We start from the raw sequence: 17,477 nt of genomic DNA, 5'->3' as shown, positions 1-17,477 counted from the left end.
TGCACCGGATCGAACAGTAGATTTTCTCACTAATTAATCCTGCCGCCATGGGCTATCCCAGCGCCACCCTGTTGGTGGGATCCTGTGAACCATTCAGCGGTAAATCAGCCCTTGTAATGGGTTTGGCCCAACAATTCCGCAATCGGGGCTTGCCATTTCGCTATGGCAAGCCTTTGGCCACCAGCCTGGAGCAACAGGGGCAAAGCGAAACGCTGATCGATGACGACGTGCGCTTCGTTGGTGAATTTTTCTCATTGCCCGAAACGGCCTTACTGCCATCACTGCAAGCGATTGCTGCCCCTACGGCCCAACAGCAACTATTAACTGGTGAGCAGGTGGCGGCACCCCAAGCGATGGCGGCACTGGCTGAATTAATTGGGGTGGCTGAGGGCATCACCCTGCTGGAGGCTGCGGGCTCCCTCAGTGAAGGCCTGTTATTCGGTTTAAGCCTGCCCCAACTGGCCCTAGGCCTTGCTGCACCGGTGTTGATCGCCCATGCCTGGGAGGATGCCCGCAGTGTGGAGGCGCTGCTGCAGGCCAAGGCCCTGCTGGGGGACCAGCTGCTGGGGGTGGTGCTCAATAACGTAGATCCAAACCAAATAGGCCTGCTGCGCCAGGAACTGGTGCCAGCCATGGAAGCGCTGGGTTTACCTGTTTATGGCTTGCTGCCCCGCAGCCCCTTGCTGCGCAGCGTGACCGTTGGCGAATTGGTGCAGCGCCTTGGCGCTGAAATGCTCTGTTGCCGTGAACGCAAGGATTTGCTGGTGGAAACCCTCAGCATTGGTGCGATGAATGTGAATTCCGCCATGGAATTCTTCAGGCGCCAGCGCAATATGGCCGTGGTAACAGGCGCTGATCGCACTGATATTCAACTGGCGGCCCTGGAGGCTTCCACCCAATGTTTGATCCTCACGGGCGCCGCTGATCCCCTGCCCCAATTGATTAGTCGCGCCCAGGAATTGGATGTGCCTTTGATCAAGGTGGAGCACGACACGCTCACAACCGTTGCAGTTATCGAAAAAGCCTTTGGCCACGTGCGTTTGCATGAACCGGTGAAGGCCAGTTATGCGGCGCGAATGGTGGCTGAGCACTGTTCCTTTGAACCGCTATTTGAACGTTTGGGTTTTTGATGCTTGTTTTGTTTGCTCTGAACAAGCCCACTTCTAGGGTCGATCCCACTGCTACGGTCTGTGCCACTGCTGAGCCCTGGCGCTGCCTGTGACCCGGTCCCTCGATTTACCAACGCTTGACCGGGTAGACACCTTGGCTCAGGAATTGGCTTTGCTTCAAGACACGGGTAAGAGGCGCATTGCGATCCTTGGCACCCGCCATGTGCCGGTGGTTTCTGTTCATTTAGTTGAACTGGTGGCTCGCGCCCTAGCGCAGGAGGGCCATAACTTGATCACCTCCGGCGCCCAGGGGGTAAATGCGGCAGTTATTAGGGGCGCTTTAGCTGTGGATCCAGCCAAATTAACTGTGATCCTGCCCCAAAGTTTGGAACGCCAGGGCAGTGAAACCCGCGAGCAATTGGAACGGGTTTTGCATCTGGTGGAAAAACCCGAAAACGACCAGCTGCCGTTGGTGGAAGCCAGCGGGATTTGCAATCGTGAAATTGTTAGCCGTTGTGATCAGCTGATCTGTTTTGCTTTCCACGACAGTGAAACTTTGATCGAAACCTGCCGTGGCGCTGAGGAGATCGGCAAGGTTGTAACCCTGTTGTTTTTTGATTAGGGGATCAGGATTGCTTTCATGCCCTCGAGGTAGAGAATGCCGCTACAGGTGAGCCCAGTGGCCCAGCAGAGACCCCGCAAGGGGGGCACATTCCCCACATAGGCAACGATGTAAACCAAGCGCAGGAGGGGGTGGGCAAGGGCCACTGCCATGGCAATTGGGCTATTCACCGCTGCAATCAAACAAAGCAGGCAGGCGGGCCCATGGAGCGTGAAGGCTTCGAAGCTGTTTTGGTGGGCCCAACTGGCCCGTTTCCCCCAGGCCGGCATCCGTTCAAACATCGCCCTTGGTGCGGCCAGATCAGCCATGGTGAATTCACTTTTAGAGCGGGCTGCCCCAAGGGGCACCACGCTGAGCACCACCACAAGGGCTGAAAGTAGTAGTGAGGCGGCAAAAGCGGCTTGGGATGTCATGGCGATGGGCGAGTTGATGGCTCTTTTCTAGGCTGGAAGCTGTTACCGGTGGGAGTGCCCAATGGCAGATAGCTACAGCTTTGATGTGGTGTCTGATTTTGATCGGCAGGAGCTGGTGAACACGGTGGATCAGGTGCGCCGCGAGGTGGGCCAGCGCTACGACCTCAAGGATTCCGCCACTGAGTTGAGCCTTGAAGAGGGGGCAATTGTGATTACCACAGCCACAGATATGACCCTGGAGGCGGTGCTTGATGTGTTGCGTCAAAAAGCCACTAAACGGGACCTATCGCTAAAGATCTTTGATCTGCAAACCCCAGAACCGGTGGGTGGCAATCGCGTAAAACAAGAGATCAAGTTGCGTAAAGGGCTTAGCCAGGAATTGGCAAAATCCCTAAGCAAAACCGTGCGGGATGAGCTGAAAAAAGTAACAGTTTCGATTCAAGGCGACAGCTTGCGCATCACTGGAAAAAATAAAGACGATCTCCAAACCGCAATCCAATTGCTCCGTGGCCAAGATGTGGAAGTGCCCCTGCAATTTGAAAATTATCGTTAAAGGGTTAGTTCTAATTCACATTTGTAACGCTTTAGGGCATGGGTTTTGATTGCCTCCGCTTGCACCACTTGGTTTACTTTTTGGGCTTCTAATTCCATCGCAGTTGCTTTGGGATTGCTTTCTTGCCAGCGTTGATCAAGTCGATTTAGGCGAGTTTGCAAAAGGATGTTGATCTGATCAGAACAGCGGGGCCCAGCCCCTTCTGGGCGAAAAGTATCGCTGCGTTCAAGGGCAAGGGCTGTTGCAGCAGCTAAAAGAAGCCAACTGAGCAAAATAAATGGCAGCCTGGGGATGTTGCAGCCCATGGTTTGGCACTTTCGGCTTCGTTAGTTTGCCTTGCTCTGCTGGTTAATCCGCTGCAGGAGCAGGGCCAACGCATTCAACCTGTGCGTTCAGCGGCGGGGATGGTGGCCAGCCAAGAGCAGCTGGCCAGTGGGGTGGGTGCGGCGATCCTGCGCCGTGGTGGCAATGCGATTGATGCTGCTGTTGCAACTGCATTTGCCTTAGCTGTAACGCTGCCCCAGGCCGGCAATTTGGGGGGTGGTGGCTTTTTGTTGTTTTGGCATCAAGGCCAGCGCAAGGCCTATGCCCTCAATTTCCGGGAGATGGCGCCACGGCGCGCTTACGCAGAAATGTTCCTAGGCGCTGATGGTGAGGTGGATCGCCAAAAGGCCACCCGCAGTTTGCTTAGCAGCGGCGTGCCGGGAACAGTGGCGGGTTTGCTTGAGGCCCAGCAACGATTTGGTGTGTTGAGCCGCGCTGAAGTGATGGCGCCAGCTGTTGCCCTTGCCCATAGGGGGTTTCCGGTATATCCGGAATTAGCGGCATCGTTGCAACAGGCAATGCCGCTATTGGGTGGTGATCCAAATGCAAAACGGCTCTATTACCGAGCGATTAATAAATCTGTTAGTAATCCCGCTGGTTATGTGGCCTATCGGCCTGGGGAAATTCTGCGCCAGCCGCAACTGGCAGCAACTTTGCGTTTAATTAGCAGCCAAGGGCCTAAGGCTTTTTATCAAGGCGTAATTGCTGATCAGATTGATGCTTTGATGCGATCCGGTGGCGGTTTAATCAATCGCGCTGATCTCGCTGCCTATGGGGCCCCATGGCAGGAGCCGGTGCGGGGCAGTTTTATGGGCTATTCGGTTTTATCTATGCCGCCTCCAAGTAGTGGTGGTGTAGCGCTGGTGCAGCTGCTCAATCTGCTGGAGCCTTTAAACCTTGGCCAAATGGGCCTTAATGGTGCGGCCACAATTCACGCCATGGTGGAGGCAATGAACTTGGCCTATCGCGATCGCAACAGTGAACTCGGTGATCCAAGCCAAATGGAAATTCCGGTGCAGCGGCTCACCAGCAAAAGCTATGCCGATCAGCTGCGGGCTTTGATCAATTTTGATAAGCACACCCCTAGCAAACAATTAAGCCAAATAGCTCCCTTACCAAGCAACAGCACTAACACAACCCATCTATCGGTAGCTGATCGCCATGGTTCCTTGGTGGCATTAACCACCACGCTTAATTTTGCCTATGGCAATGGCATTGCCGTACCAGGGGCAGGCTTCTTACTAAATAATGAGATGGATGATTTCAGCGCCAAGCCCGGTGTTGCTAATGCCTATGGATTAGTGCAAGGGGAACGCAATGCCATTGCGCCAGGTAGACGGCCATTGAGTTCAATGACACCAACAATTGTGCTTAATAGCAATGGCGAACCATGGCTTGCAACCGGCAGCCCCGGCGGCAGCCGGATTATTACTACGGTGTTGCAGGTGATATTAAATAGGATTCTGCATGGCTTGAATTTAGCAAGTGCAGTGTTGGCTCCAAGGGTGCATAGCCAGCTGTGGCCTGATCAATTAAGTATGGAGGAAGGCATCAGCCCTGATACACAAAGATTGTTAGAAGCTAAAGGCCATAAGTTGTTGCGAACAGCGGCGATGGGTTCTGCCAATAGTGTGGAATTAATACCTGGGGGTGGCAGCCTTGGTGTTGCAGATCCGCGCAGATCTGAGGGGGCGGCGCTGCCTGAGCGGCCTTAGCAAGTATTTATTTTGTTTTCAAAATATGATTTAATTAAGTATTGAACTGCGCTTTGATATTCGGCGTAATAGTGGACCATTATGTGATGGTAAATTGATGGGTAACTCATCCCAATTAATTTCTTTGCCACCGGGAAAGCTATAGCTGGTTTCTGATATTTCCCGTTGTTGCTAAAATAAGTCTAACAGGGTGATGCTTTGGCGAGGGGGTTTTGTGTCTACAATTAATTGACGCGGGCCACTACCTGTTGCCCCTAGCTGAATTAAATCCAACTTACATAAGCATGTACGCCACCAATCTCAAGGATTTGCTGGAGTTTGTTTGCTTGATCTAGAACCTTGCCTGGTTGATCGCGGCCGCGGCTAACACCCCTTAGGGGTAAATGTTCTAGGGCAATCCGTATCTTTGCCTTTCTTGCGCTTGAGCTTGCGAGTTGCTCACGGGCCCAATTTTGTTGCTGGTTTGATATCTGGCACTGGATGCATCCCAAACCAACCAAAAAATATTATTTAATTAAGGCCTAGTTGATGCTTTCTTGGCTGCTAAAAACGATTTGCTGCAGCTCGATCAGCATTTTTGGCCTGCAATCATGTCACCAGCGCAGATCACTTGATCTGGTTTACTTGCAAGGATAAATTTAATTCCTGCTTCTACTGTATCTAAATAGTTTGTAGATCCATAGCTACTATTGATATCGCTAAACAGGCCAAGCCTTAAATCTGGCCACTACCGGCTAAGCCAAATAAAGATCTTCTGCTAAGCATATTCATCACTCATCGCCAAGATAGGACCTCCTTAGGTTGCTGTTTTCCCGCAGCTCCTGAGCTGTGCCCTCCAGCACCAATTCACCGGCTTCAAGCACATAACCACGCTGGGCAATTGCAAGGGCTGCATATATATTTTGTTCAACAAGCAGCATTGTTAAACCATCTTTATTTAATTTGGCTAGGCACTGCATCAATTCATCAACTAAAAGGGGCGCTAAACCTAGGCTTGGTTCATCCAATAGCAATAGGCTTGGTTTTGCCATTAATGCCCTTGCAATCGCCAGCATCTGCTGCTCACCACCACTGAGGCTACCCGCCAATTGCAGGCGCCTTTCAGCTAAGCGCGGAAATAATTGATAGCAATAATCTAAATCTATTTTAATCGCTTTTTTATCCCGCCTCAGCCATGCACCCAGCTCTAGGTTGGCTAATACCGTTTGCTTTGCTAACACACGCCTACCCTCTGGGCAGTGGCTGATGCCTAGCCGCACTGTTGCTTCTGTTCTAAAGGATGATAAGCATTTATTAGCCCAGAGGATTTTGCCTTCTGCTGCCGGCAACAACCTAGATATTGCCCTTAGGGTGCTGCTTTTACCTGCACCATTAGAGCCCAAGAGGGCTACGCATTCACCGCTTGCAATCGAAAGATTTAATTGCCGCACAGCCCAAATGTTGCCGTAGCGCACCCCAAGTTGTTTGAGCTCTAGTAAGGGAGTAGCTGTCATCTTTGGCTGCCTAGATAGGCCTCAATCACCAGGGGATCACGGCGCACCTGTTCGGGGCTACCGAGGGCGATGCAACGGCCGAAATTAAGCACCGCCAATCGATCACATAACTGCATCATTAATGGCACATGGTGTTCAATAATTAAAATTGTTATTTTGAATTGGCAACGCACCCGCTGCACGAGCGCTTGTAAATCCTGCTTTTCAATTGGATTCATGCCGGCTGCTGGTTCATCAAGCAGCAACAACTTTGGCTTTGTTGCTAAGGCCCGAGCAAATTCAAGTTTCCTTTGATCGCCATAGGCTAAGGAAGCAGCTGCAGCATCAGCTTTTTCTTGCAATTGCACCAATGCTAAGAGTTCTAGGGCGGCGCGACGGTTGTTGCTGCCCATGGCAACTTGCAGGTTATTGATACAACTCAATTCACGAAAGAGGCGTAGGTTTTGAAAAGTTCGTGCTAAACCTAGCCTGCAGATCTGTTCTGGTTTCTTGCCAGCTAGCGAATTACCTTGCCAACGCAATTGCCCATGGCTTGGAGCTGTGAGGCCTGTTATTACATTAAATAGGGTGGTTTTACCTGCGCCATTTGGGCCAATTAAACCAAGAATTTCACCTTCATTAATGCTTAAATTAACCCTATCTAATGCCTGCAGGCCACCAAAGCAAACGCTTAGTTGCTCTATTTCTAATAAATTATTTGTGAATGTTGGTGCACTCATGATTGTTTGGCTTTTATTAATCCCTGGGGGATAAATATGGGCCCCAGAAGGATAACCAGGCCAAAAACGATGAGGCGTAGATCACCGATTGGCCTTAGTAATTCCGGCAGTGCCGTTAACACTAAACCGCCAATCACAGGCCCTAGCCAGGTGCGGCTACCACCTAAAACAACAAAGGCTAGTGTTGTGATGCTGGCATCAAAGTTTGCCTGGCGTGCATTCCAACTATTGAAATAATGGGCTGCTAATACGCCGGCTGCAGCTGCCACTATGGCACTCAATACGAAAGCAATTAATTTAACTTGATCAGTGCTTACGCCCATGCAGCGAGCTGCTAATTCATCATCACGAATTGCTGCCATTGCCATGCCCAGGGGTTTGCGCTCGAGCCGGGCGCATGCCCATGCAACTATTGCCAGTAATAGGCCATAGGCGATTAGATATCCCTCAGGCCCTTCAAATGGCTGGGGAATAGCAAAGATGCCAACTGCTGCTCCAAACCAGGGGCTGCTAAGTAATACAACCCTCAATATTTCTACCAAGGCAATGGTAGCAATTGCTAAATAAATACCCCTTAATTTAAGAACTGGTTTGCCAATCAAAAATGCTAGTAGCCCAGCTACAGCTATGGCAACAATCATTTCTAATAGTAGTGAAGTTAATGGATAAACAGCATCGCTTCCACCTAAACCTGGTAATTGGGTAGATAGCAATGCTGCAACTGTGCCACCAATTGTATAAAAACCTGGAGTGGCAAGGGATAGTTGACCAGCCCGCAGGGGTAGGTATACAGCCAGGGCAAGCAGGGCGCCAAGCAGCATCAACACAAATAGGGAAATATCAATCATTGTGTGATTAAACCTTTTCCATTGGCGGCTTACCAAGGAGGCCTTGGGGGCGCAAGATCAACATTAAAAATAAAAAAGCAAAGGCAACTGCATCTTTATAAGCAGATAGTTTTGCGGGCACAAGGGCTTCGGCAATGCCAATGATTAAACCACCAAGCACTGCACCAGGCGCGCTGCCAAGGCCGCCTAGCACGAGCACTCCAAGCCCCTTAAGGCCATAACCGATGCCGAAATAGGGGCCGCCAATATTTACACTGAGGGCTACTAGGCCGCCGGAAATACCTGCTAAAAAACTAGCGATAGCAAATGCTAATTGAATTATTGCGCCGCTATTAATCCCAAGTAGCCGTGCTGTGGTGCCGTCTTCTGCTACTGCTTGAAGTGCCTTGCCATAGCTGCTGCGATTAAGCCATAGGCTCAAAATAAGCATTGCTATACCTGCAACTATTAAAAGCAGTAGTTGCACCGTACGAATTTGAACACCATGGCCAAGTGCTAATGCTGCTGGCCATCTACCCAGTAGGTTTCCAGGTAAGGCGTAGGCTTCAGCACCCATTAAGAGCTGAATTAAATTCACTAAAATAACACCTGCCCCAAGGCTGGTTATTAGATAGAGCAGTGGTTCAGCACCCCTGCGGCGCAGGGGTTTAAAAGCAACGGCTTCCACTAGAAGGCCCATAGCTGCAGCTGCAATGCCAGCCAGCGGTAATGCAACTAAGAGTGGTAAGGCTAGGGGGAAATGCATGCCAGCCAACATGCCATTGCTGCCAACAGCACCGCCAAGTAATAGGTATGTGAAATAGGCACCGCATGTGAATACGGCGCCATGGGCGAAGTTAATCACCCCAAGTACTGAAAATACAAGCGTATAGCCAAGGGCAAAGAGGGCATAGGTTGCACCAATTGATATGCCATTGATTAAGAGCTGTAATAAACCATCCATGGCACTTATTTAGGGCAACAGGGTAAATTTACCGCTGCGTCCATCGGGGTTCATGCGCACTTGAGCAACAAAGAAACTCTCTTGTATTACTTCTCCTTCAGGGCTAAAGCTGATTTTACCTAAGGGGGTTTTGTAAGTACCCCTAAGAATTTCTTCATTTAGCAAAATACGCACCTCACGTAGGGGTTTGGCTTCTAATGGTTGGCGTTTATTTAGCCTTTCTGTTGCTTCTGCAATTACCTGGTAGGCAGCATAGGCTTGGGCTGTTAATTGCGGTGGCACCGCACCAGCTTGTTGCGCCTTAAAGCGGGCTACAAAAGAGCGATTGGCATCAGTTTGCAGCTCTGGGCTATAGGCCTGAGCGATCAAGATGCCATCACAGTTTTTTTGGCAAATTGGATAAATATTAGGCGTATTCATACCATTACCTACAACGATCGTGCCTTTAAAGCCCAGTTCCCGCAATTGACGAATTAAATTACCACCATCTACCGCCTGCAAAGACAACACAACCATATCTGGTTTCGCCCTTAATGCCGAGGTGATCTGATTGAGGAAATCTTGATCATTTAGCTGCGTACGTTGCACTGTAACTGTGTTTAGGCCCTTAGCTTTAATTGCCTTTTGAAAGATTGCTGTTTCCGAGGTGCTGTAGGCATCATCATTTGCATAAAATATAGCTACCCGATTGATGGCAGGATTTAGCTGCAATGCTTTAGCGATTGATAGCGGTGCAATTACTAAACTTTGGGCTGATACACGGCTGATGAAATTACCAAGTTCCGGTATACCAGTTGCTGTATTTGAAGGTGCAACCACTGGCACACCACGCCTTTGAGCGATTGGGCTAGCGGCAAAGGCTTGTTGCGAAAGGGTGGGACCAATAAGTGCCGCGCTGCCGCGATTAATTAATAAATTAAAGGCATTTATTGCACCTGCTTCATCACTGCCGCCATCTTCGATGCTTAGGTTTAAAGGGATGCTGCTGCCTGGTTTAAACGCTGCCTGGGCTAGCTCGAGGCCAATCCGTTGGTCTTGCCCATAAACATTTGCGTTACCAGTGAGAGATAAAACAGCCCCCACCGGTAAGCCAGCTTTTAGGTTTACCGGTGCGTTGCTATTTGTGCTGCTACAGCTAGCCAGTAGCCCCAGCAGCAATAGCCATTTAGGCAATACTGGCAAAACTTTCACGGAAGGCATCAATTGTGGCATCGATATCAGCCTCTGAGTGGGCAAGGGAGGTAAAACCTGCTTCAAATGCACTTGGTGCAAGATACACCCCACGCTCCAACATTGCTCGATGTAATTTTGCAAATCTGGTTGTGTCTGCTGATTTTGCTTCTTCAAAATTACGCACCGGGCCTTCACATAGAAAGAAGCCAAACATTGCACTGATGCTGCTGCCACATATCGGTAAACCAGCTGCCTGGGCGGCAGCTTGAATGCCATTTGAAAGCCGTTTTGTGCGGGCTTCCAATTGTTCGTAGCAACCGGGTTGTTTTAACAGTTCAAGGGTTTTGATGCCGGCCGTCATCGCCAGTGGATTACCGCTCAGGGTTCCGGCTTGATACATCGGCCCAGCCGGCGCCACCATCGCCATGATTTCTGCGCGGCCGCCATAGGCACCTACAGGCAAGCCACCACCAATCACCTTGCCCATGGTGGTGAGATCTGGTGTAACACCAAATTTGGCTTGGGCACCGCCATAGGCAATGCGGAAACCAGTCATCACTTCATCAAATACCAGTAGGGCGCCATATTCATTGGTGAGTTCCCTTAGCCCTTCAAGAAAACCAAAATCCGGTGGAATAAAACCGGCATTACCAACCACAGGCTCAAGGATCACCCCAGCGATTGAATCTGGATTAGCAGCAAATAATTCCTTTACTGCTTCTAAATCGTTGTAGGGAGCAGTGAGCGTATTTGCAGTGGTGCTACTTGGCACCCCAGGGGAATCAGGCAAACCCAGGGTTGCAACCCCTGAACCGGCCTTCACCAAAAACATGTCGGCATGGCCGTGGTAACAACCTTCAAATTTGATCAATTTGTCGCGGCCCGTATAGGCACGCATCAGCCGCAACACCGCCATGCAGGCCTCAGTGCCGCTATTTACAAAGCGCACCATCTCAACGCTTGGCACCGCATCGATAACCATCTGGGCCAGCTGGTTTTCCAGGGCGCAGGGGGCGCCAAAACTGGTGCCTTTGGCTAGGGCTTGATGCAGGGCTTCAATTACCTCCGGATGGGCATGGCCGCAGATGGCCGGTCCCCAGCTGCCGATGTAATCGATATAGCGGTTGCCATCCACATCCCAGGCATAGGCGCCTTCCACCCGATCAAACAGAATCGGTTGGCCCCCCACCGATTTAAAAGCTCGCACCGGTGAGTTCACACCGCCCGGCATCAGCTTTTGGGCCGCTGCAAACAATGCTTCTGAGCGGCTTGTGTTCAGGGCTGAAGCTGTTACCAAAGCTTGGGGGCCAGGTATCTGGCTAGATCACAAGCAACTATCCTCGCCTAAAACGCCCCAGCTTTGCGCCTTATAGGCTGAGATTGTGTATTTGTAAAAATCGTGGGTGCAGCCACTGCCATTGATTGGCGAGCCCTAGAGCAGCAATTACGTGCATTTTTACCTGCAAAAGCAGTGGTGAGCAAAGCGCAGGAGCTTCTCAGCTACAACTGCGATGGCCTCACGATGGAACGCCATCAACCACCCCTTGCGGTGTTGCCTGAAAGCACCGCTGATGTGGCCGCCATCTTGAAGTTATGCCAGCAGCTTGGCGTTCCGTTTGTGGCACGGGGCAGTGGCACTGGTTTGTCTGGTGGTGCCTTAGTTGAACAACCGGCCTTGCTTGTGATCACCAGCCGCATGCGCCAGGTGCTTTCAGTTGATCTCGCTAATCAACGCATCACCGTGCAACCGGGTGTGATCAATAGCTGGGTAACACGGGCTGTGAGTGGTGATGGTTTTTATTTCGCCCCTGATCCCTCCAGCCAAGTGGCCTGCAGCGTGGGCGGCAATGTGGCAGAAAATTCAGGCGGGGTGCATTGCCTCAAATACGGCGTTACCAGCAACCATGTGTTGGAGCTGGAGGTGGTGCTCCCCGATGGCACTATCACCACCCTGGGCGGCCCCTTAGCGGAAATGCCAGGGCTTGATTTGCGCGGTGTTTTTATCGGCAGTGAGGGCACCCTCGGCATTGCCACCTCAATCACCCTGCGCATCCTGCGCCAGCCGGAAGCGGTGGCTGTTTTATTGGCTGATTTCGGCTCGATGGAAGCAGCAGGGGAAGCGGTGCGTGCCGTTACGGCCGCTGGCCTGTTGCCGGCGGGCATGGAAATCATGGACAACTTCACGATTCGCGCCGTGGATTCAATGCTCGATCAAGAGCTATATCCGGTTGATGCAGCGGCAGCTTTATTAATCGAACTCGATGGCAGTGGCCCTGAGGTGGAGATTGCGATGCAATTGTGTGATGGGCTCTGCCGCCAAGCCGGCGCCCGCCAGGTGCAAAAAGCAACCTCTGCTGAAGATCGCGCTCGCCTCTGGCTTGGTCGTAAAAGTGCAATTTCAGCTCTGGGTCGTTTATATCCCAATTACTACCTTCAAGATGGTGTAGTGCCCCGCAGCAGCCTGCCGATGGTGCTTGCTGCCATTGATCAACTCAGCCAGAAGCATCAATTGCCTGTGGCGAATGTGTTCCATGCCGGTGATGGCAACCTGCATCCATTGATTCTCTACAACGGCGCAGAACTAGGTGTGAAGGATCGGGTGAAAGCTTTAGGGGCAGCTATCCTGCGGCTTTGCGTTGATGTGGGTGGCAGCATCAGTGGTGAACATGGAGTTGGTAGTGATAAGCGTTGTTTTCTTGATTGGATGTTTGATGCCGCCGATCTTGAAACAATGCAATTAGTGCGTAAAGCGTTCGACCCCGAGCAGCGGGCTAATCCAGGTAAATTATTTCCCACGCCAGTGGGCTGCGCTGAAGCCCATAGGCGCTCCCAGCATTTGGAGCTACCGCCTGAGGTGGTGGTTATTTAGAAGTTATCTTCCTCCTCTGCGCCATCACCAATATCAATGCTTACAGGGGCGTGGTCGCTTGGTTTAAGTTCACCCCTTTCGCTTTTATGGATCATGCAACCCATGGCCCGCTGTTGTAATTCCTCACTGATATATATGTGATCAATGCGCCAGCCCTGATCGCGATCCCAGGCCCCCGAGCGGTAATCCCACCAGCTCCAATGGCCAGCTTCAGTTTCAAATAGGCGAAAGGCATCTTCTAAATCAGTGCCAATACATGCCCTTAGGGCTTGACGTTCAGGTGCTGATGCCATGATCCCGCCATTGTGGCGGCTGGGGTTAGCAAGATCGATATCTTCTAGGGCAATGTTGAAATCACCCATCATGCAAAGGGGTTCCCCCTGTTGCCTCTGCACCGTTAGATAACGGTTTAAACAATTCAGCCAGGCTAATTTGTAGTTGTATTTATCCGATTTCAAATCAGAGCCATTTGGCACATATAGGTTGAGTATTCGAACCCCTTCAACGGAGGCGCTAATTACCCGTTTCTGCTCGCCTAATTGCTCTGCTTCTTGATCACCCGGCAGCAGAGCAGCAAAACCAATGCGCACGTCTTCCAATGGAAGCCGGCTTAAAAGGGCCACGCCGTTGTAACTCTTTTGGCCGCTGATGGCTGTTTCATAACCGGCCGCTTCAATTGCTGCCTGCGGAAAAAGGCCATCCTCCACCTTGGTTTCCTGCAGCCCCAACACATCAGGTTGGGCCGCTGCAAGCCAGCGCAGCAGATGTTCCTGCCGGCTGCGAATTGAATTCACGTTCCAAGTGGCGATCCGCACCGAAAGTGGCCTTTAAACTTGTTGCACTTAATAGCTGATCCATGCCTAATCAAGCTACAAACCTGTTGCGTGCTGCCCTGCCTGCAGCCCTCTTGGGCCTGATTGCATCGGGCGCCGGCCATGCAAATCCCAAAAATGAAAGCATCCAAGAGCAAAATCTCTACAACTACGGCACCACAAAACCGAGTAACTCACTTCTGGATGTAACTAATCCAATGGAGTTGATGAACCGTTTGCGCAATTCCAGCTCGATGGATAGCGCCACCTCCCCCAGTGATGCTGTGGATGAAGCCCTGCGTCAATTAGATAAACCAACGGCCCCAGCGGCCAAGGCGCGGCCAGTGGGGCCTTGAGCCTGCTGGCGCACGCTTTTAACCATCCAACTGGCGGCTACTTGATCTAAAACGGGCCGTGATTTTTCCGGCACCCGTTGACGCGCCTCCCTAATTAAGGCAACAGCTGCTTCCCCTTCGCCCGCCTCCTGTTTTTGCAGGGCTAAAGCCAATAGGGGCCGTGGATCCTCCGGATAGCGACCGATCAGATCGCGGTAGGTGTTTTCGGCACTTTTACTTTGCTGACGCCTTTGCTGCACATCAGCAAGCAATAGCCCAAGGGGCAGGCCCTCTGGTTTTGTTTTTGCTATCACCGCGCTGCTTTTTAGTTGCGCCTCCAGCTGGGCCCCCTTGCCTTGGTTCAACTGCAGTTGGCTCAATTGCTGCCAGGCCTCTGGCTGCAGTGGTTTCACATTCAGCACCTGGCGGATTTCCCTTTCCGCACCGCTTTGATCCTGCTGCTGCCTGCGGAGATCAGCCAACATCAAGCGCAACTGCCAATTTTCTGGCCTTTGGTCGCTAAGGGTTTCAAGTAGGCCAAGGGCAGCGCTTTTATCGCCAAGGGCTAGGCGTAATTTGAGCAGCTGCAGTTGCTCCGCATCACTAGCAGTGCCGCCCTTTAACTTTGCTTCTAGGGGCGCGCGGCGTTGTTTAAAGGCCGTTTGGGGAGTTTCAGCTGCTTCGATTTGCTTGCTGGTGTGGCCGAGCCACCAACCGCCCAAGCCAGCAAGGCCAATGGCTGCCACTGCTGCAATGGGTTTATTAAGCAAGGGATGCGCCTGATTTTTATCTAGTAAACCGTTTAAGGCGAGCGCTGTCAGGGGGATCGCTAGATTTCAATGTGGTTCAGCCCGGTTCTGCCTTTCTGATGCGTCAGCACCCGATTCCTCCGGTTAATGAACCGCTGCAGTTCCGGGCGATCGGAATCGTTAGGGGTACCTATTGCCCCGCCAGCACTGATGTGCTCACCCGCGGCAACCTCACCACTGCCGATGGCAGCGCCATCGATGCGGTGTTGCTGGGGCGGGTGTTGAGCTTGGTGAAGCGACACCTCAATTTGGAGCAGGAACACCTCTGGGTGGTTTATCCCCGCAGCAGAGATGATCAAAAATTGCATCTGCAGGTGGTGGGTGTGTGGGAACCAAGCACCCTGGCCAGTGATGGGGAGGATCTGGCTGATTCCCTGCCGGAGGGGGATGGATTCTTTTCCGTGAGGGGCGAATTGATCTACACCAAGCCTGAAACCGGTGATTTGGTAATCAAAATCCGCCAATTACCCCGCGCTGATGGCAGCCGCCCCCAACCGTTCAAGCTGCAGCTCAAGGGCAATATTCCCCTTGAACATCTGCGCCATTTCCTTGATCTACGCGTGCGCTTACAGGGGGAATTACTTCAAATTGAACACTGGGAAGTAATTGCGCCGATGCCGCAACGCAGTGATCGTCGCGGTGGCGCAGCTAAAAAGCGCCCCCGCCGCTAATGGCCGCCCATTGGGCCTATTTGGATGCCCCCACCGGTGTGGCGGGGGACATGCTGCTGGCCGCCCTGTTCGACCAAGGTTTAGGGCAAGAGGTGGTGTTAGCACCCCTTGCTGCCCTTGGCCTTGGCGAGGCATTTCGTTTGCATGTGGCTGAGGGCCGCAATGGCGGCCTGCGGGGCACCAAGCTCAGAGTTGAATTACTTGAGCAATCACCCCCCCATCGCCTCTGGCGTGAGCTCAAGCCCCAGCTGGAAGCAGCCGCCTGGCCTGAGCCATTGCGCCTCAAGGTGATTGAGGTTTTTAGTTTGTTGGCGGAGGCGGAGGCCAGGGTGCATGGCTTAAGCCCAAGCCAGGTGCATTTCCATGAAGTGGGCGCCATTGATGCCTTGGTTGATGTGGTGGGCGTATGCGCTGGCCTGTTGCATTTCGGCATAGATCACCTGCTCGCCAGCCCGCCACCCGCTGGCCATGGCCATGTGCGCAGTGCCCATGGGGTGTTGCCGGTGCCGGTGCCGGCCGTATTGGAAATCGCCAGGCAACGCCAAATCCCCTTGGCCAGCAGCCTTGGTTTTCCCGCTGCTGAACTCACCACCCCAACGGGGATGGCGCTTTTGAGTGTTTGGGTAGAGCGCTTTTGCGCCCCCCCAGCCCATATCCCAGCCATGGTGGGCATCGGATTAGGCGAGCAACAGTTGGATCGCCCCAACCTGTTGCGCCTATGGCAACCAACTGTTCAAAAGCAAGAAGAGCAGGCCAGCACCGAAACGTTGCTCGTGCAGGAGTGCCAGATCGATGATATGGACGGCGAAGCCTTGGCTTTTTTGCAGGAGCAGTTGCGTTTAGCCGGGGCCCTTGAGGTTTTTGCAACCCCGATTCAAATGAAAAAGGGTCGACCAGGTGTGCTTTTAACCAGCTTGGCTCCGCCGGAACTAGCCCAATCCCTGCGCTCGATCTGGTGGCAGCACAGCAGCAGCCTTGGCCTCAGGGAAAAGTTGGAATCCCGGTGGGTATTACCCCGACAAGCGATAACGCTTAACAGCCCTTGGGGGCCGGTACAGGCAAAGCAAGCCCAGGGGCGAGTGAAGGTGGAAGCGGATGAATTGGCGCGGCTGGCAAGGGAGCATGGCTTGGGTTGGGCTGAATTGCGCTCTGCCTTGGCAAACCATCAACCATGAAAAAAATCCGCCTTTCCTGGCTGGTGGGTCCCCTGAGTGTGCTGCTGCTTGGCATTGCCCTTTGGCGCCATGGCAACCAGGTTTTGGAATTGGCTCCCGATCAAGAGGGTTGGGCCCTATTGCTTTTTGGGCTTGGAGCCACGGTGGCGGCCCAATGGTTAAACGCCATCGCCTGGTGGGCCTTGCTCCAATGGTTGAGGGTGCCCCTGCCACTACCCCAGGTTTTGCTGCTGTTTATACGCACCAATGTGTACAAATATTTGCCTGGCGGCATTTGGCATCAACTGGGCCGTTTGCGCTGGCTGCGCAGCCAAGCTTTTTCAGGGCGGCGGGCCCTCTTGGCGGTGTTGCTTGATCCGCTGTTGATGATGATTGCTGCCCTTTGCCTGGTGCCCCTGGGGGGATTGCAGTGGGGACTTGGTTTGCTTGCACCCTTTGCACTGTTGTTATTGCGGCCCTGCTGGTTGAACCCACTACTGGAACGTTTGCTGCGCAGCAAACGGGCAATGCTGGGCCCGGCCGAGGAATGCTCCAGTGATGCTCCATTGCTGGGTAGCCCTTGGCAACCACTGCTGCTGGAACTGCCGTTTCTATTGCTGCGCTTTGCTGGTTTTGGCTGTTGTATTGCCACTTTCAGCAGTATCTCCAGCCTTGGCCTTGGGGTGTGGCTAGCGGCCTTTTGCCTTGCCTGGGTGGTGGGTTTGGTGGTGCCTGGCGCCCCCGGCGGGATCGGTGTATTCGAATTGGTGTTGCTAGCGCGGCTGCGGGGCTTAATTCCAGAGGCTGAACTGCTTGCGGTGTTGGTGAGCTATCGCTTGATCAGCGTTGGAGCGGAATTATTGGCAGCAGCAGGGGCACAAATCGACCAACGGCTTGCAATCCGCTCGCAATAAC

Annotated in this window: 19 protein-coding genes; 9 read left to right on the top strand and 10 right to left on the bottom strand. The window is 52.5% G+C overall.

The features are described from left to right. The first annotated feature begins 47 nt into the window (after positions 1 to 47). Both KBY68_RS05835 and KBY68_RS05830 read left to right on the top strand, forming a co-directional pair. Complete coding sequence (locus KBY68_RS05835) at positions 48 to 1,130, top strand: phosphotransacetylase family protein (RefSeq protein WP_255096281.1); 1,083 nt, start codon at positions 48 to 50, stop codon at positions 1,128 to 1,130. An 88-nt stretch (positions 1,131 to 1,218) separates the two neighbouring features. Then, entirely contained in the window at positions 1,219 to 1,731 is a 513-nt protein-coding gene (locus KBY68_RS05830; protein WP_106499560.1) for a DNA-processing protein DprA, read from the top strand. On the opposite strand, the gene KBY68_RS05825 is transcribed toward KBY68_RS05830, so the two are convergent. Continuing rightward, on the bottom strand, positions 1,728 to 2,144 hold the full coding sequence (locus KBY68_RS05825) for an MAPEG family protein (RefSeq protein ID WP_106499561.1): 417 nt from the start codon (positions 2,142 to 2,144) through the stop codon (positions 1,728 to 1,730). The genes KBY68_RS05830 and KBY68_RS05825 overlap by 4 nt on opposite strands. 61 nt (positions 2,145 to 2,205) lie before the next feature. Between KBY68_RS05825 and KBY68_RS05820 the strand changes: the two genes are divergently transcribed. After that, entirely contained in the window at positions 2,206 to 2,697 is a 492-nt protein-coding gene (locus KBY68_RS05820; protein WP_255096279.1) for a YajQ family cyclic di-GMP-binding protein, read from the top strand. Here KBY68_RS05820 and KBY68_RS05815 read toward each other — a convergent pair. Then, a complete protein-coding gene (locus tag KBY68_RS05815; RefSeq protein ID WP_255096278.1) occupies positions 2,694 to 3,002 on the bottom strand; it encodes a hypothetical protein in 309 nt (102 codons plus the stop codon). The genes KBY68_RS05820 and KBY68_RS05815 overlap by 4 nt on opposite strands. 3 nt (positions 3,003 to 3,005) lie before the next feature. Here KBY68_RS05815 and ggt point away from each other — a divergent pair, with 3 nt between their 5' ends. Beyond that, positions 3,006 to 4,736: a gamma-glutamyltransferase gene (gene ggt / locus KBY68_RS05810; protein WP_255096277.1), complete on the top strand. Its 1,731-nt coding sequence runs from the start codon at positions 3,006 to 3,008 to the stop codon at positions 4,734 to 4,736. 770 nt (positions 4,737 to 5,506) lie between these two features. Here the strand turns inward: ggt and KBY68_RS05805 are convergent. Genes KBY68_RS05805 through hemL form a run of 6 tightly spaced genes read right to left on the bottom strand, consistent with a single transcriptional unit; the run spans position 5,507 to position 11,191 of the window. Then, entirely contained in the window at positions 5,507 to 6,229 is a 723-nt protein-coding gene (locus tag KBY68_RS05805; RefSeq protein WP_255096276.1) for an ABC transporter ATP-binding protein, read from the bottom strand. Then, on the bottom strand, positions 6,226 to 6,948 hold the full coding sequence (locus KBY68_RS05800; RefSeq protein ID WP_255096275.1) for an ABC transporter ATP-binding protein: 723 nt from the start codon (positions 6,946 to 6,948) through the stop codon (positions 6,226 to 6,228). Before KBY68_RS05800 ends, KBY68_RS05805 begins: the two co-directional genes overlap by 4 nt. After that, on the bottom strand, positions 6,945 to 7,796 hold the full coding sequence (locus tag KBY68_RS05795; RefSeq protein ID WP_255096273.1) for a branched-chain amino acid ABC transporter permease: 852 nt from the start codon (positions 7,794 to 7,796) through the stop codon (positions 6,945 to 6,947). The genes KBY68_RS05800 and KBY68_RS05795 overlap by 4 nt, the downstream gene beginning before the upstream one ends. Positions 7,797 to 7,803: 7 nt before the next feature. Further along, positions 7,804 to 8,739, bottom strand: a complete 936-nt coding sequence (locus KBY68_RS05790; RefSeq protein WP_255096272.1) for a branched-chain amino acid ABC transporter permease — start codon at positions 8,737 to 8,739, stop codon at positions 7,804 to 7,806. Positions 8,740 to 8,748: 9 nt separating this feature from the next. Continuing rightward, positions 8,749 to 9,939, bottom strand: coding sequence for an ABC transporter substrate-binding protein (locus KBY68_RS05785; protein ID WP_390634980.1), 1,191 nt, complete (start codon positions 9,937 to 9,939; stop codon positions 8,749 to 8,751). Continuing rightward, positions 9,905 to 11,191 (bottom strand): glutamate-1-semialdehyde 2,1-aminomutase, encoded by a 1,287-nt coding sequence (gene hemL / locus KBY68_RS05780; RefSeq protein WP_255096317.1) that lies wholly within the window; start codon positions 11,189 to 11,191, stop codon positions 9,905 to 9,907. Before hemL ends, KBY68_RS05785 begins: the two co-directional genes overlap by 35 nt. A gap of 120 nt (positions 11,192 to 11,311) precedes the next feature. Between hemL and KBY68_RS05775 the strand changes: the two genes are divergently transcribed. Beyond that, the gene (locus KBY68_RS05775) at positions 11,312 to 12,781 is read left to right on the top strand and encodes an FAD-linked oxidase C-terminal domain-containing protein (RefSeq protein WP_106500108.1); all 1,470 of its coding nucleotides are present in this window, start codon (positions 11,312 to 11,314) and stop codon (positions 12,779 to 12,781) included. Here the strand turns inward: KBY68_RS05775 and xth are convergent. Beyond that, complete coding sequence (xth, locus tag KBY68_RS05770) at positions 12,778 to 13,596, bottom strand: exodeoxyribonuclease III (protein ID WP_255096270.1); 819 nt, start codon at positions 13,594 to 13,596, stop codon at positions 12,778 to 12,780. The genes KBY68_RS05775 and xth overlap by 4 nt on opposite strands. A 41-nt stretch (positions 13,597 to 13,637) precedes the next feature. Here xth and KBY68_RS05765 point away from each other — a divergent pair, with 41 nt between their 5' ends. Continuing rightward, positions 13,638 to 13,949: a hypothetical protein gene (locus tag KBY68_RS05765; RefSeq protein WP_255096268.1), complete on the top strand. Its 312-nt coding sequence runs from the start codon at positions 13,638 to 13,640 to the stop codon at positions 13,947 to 13,949. Here the strand turns inward: KBY68_RS05765 and KBY68_RS05760 are convergent. Further along, the gene (locus KBY68_RS05760; RefSeq protein ID WP_255096267.1) at positions 13,895 to 14,698 is read right to left on the bottom strand and encodes a tetratricopeptide repeat protein; all 804 of its coding nucleotides are present in this window, start codon (positions 14,696 to 14,698) and stop codon (positions 13,895 to 13,897) included. The genes KBY68_RS05765 and KBY68_RS05760 overlap by 55 nt on opposite strands. A 98-nt stretch (positions 14,699 to 14,796) precedes the next feature. Between KBY68_RS05760 and KBY68_RS05755 the strand changes: the two genes are divergently transcribed. From KBY68_RS05755 to KBY68_RS05745, 3 genes are read left to right on the top strand one after another with little or no spacing between them, the layout of a single operon-like run. Then, positions 14,797 to 15,408, top strand: coding sequence for a heterocyst master regulator PatR (locus tag KBY68_RS05755; protein WP_106500121.1), 612 nt, complete (start codon positions 14,797 to 14,799; stop codon positions 15,406 to 15,408). After that, on the top strand, positions 15,408 to 16,583 hold the full coding sequence (gene larC, locus KBY68_RS05750; RefSeq protein WP_106500104.1) for a nickel pincer cofactor biosynthesis protein LarC: 1,176 nt from the start codon (positions 15,408 to 15,410) through the stop codon (positions 16,581 to 16,583). Before KBY68_RS05755 ends, larC begins: the two co-directional genes overlap by 1 nt. Further along, a complete protein-coding gene (locus tag KBY68_RS05745) occupies positions 16,580 to 17,476 on the top strand; it encodes a lysylphosphatidylglycerol synthase domain-containing protein (protein WP_255096265.1) in 897 nt (298 codons plus the stop codon). Before larC ends, KBY68_RS05745 begins: the two co-directional genes overlap by 4 nt. The last annotated feature ends 1 nt before the right edge of the window (position 17,477 follow it).

Source organism: Synechococcus lacustris Maggiore-St4-Slac (genome assembly GCF_024345595.1).
GTDB lineage: Bacteria > Cyanobacteriota > Cyanobacteriia > PCC-6307 > Cyanobiaceae > Synechococcus_D > Synechococcus_D lacustris.
This window is presented reverse-complemented; position numbering and strand designations above follow the sequence as displayed.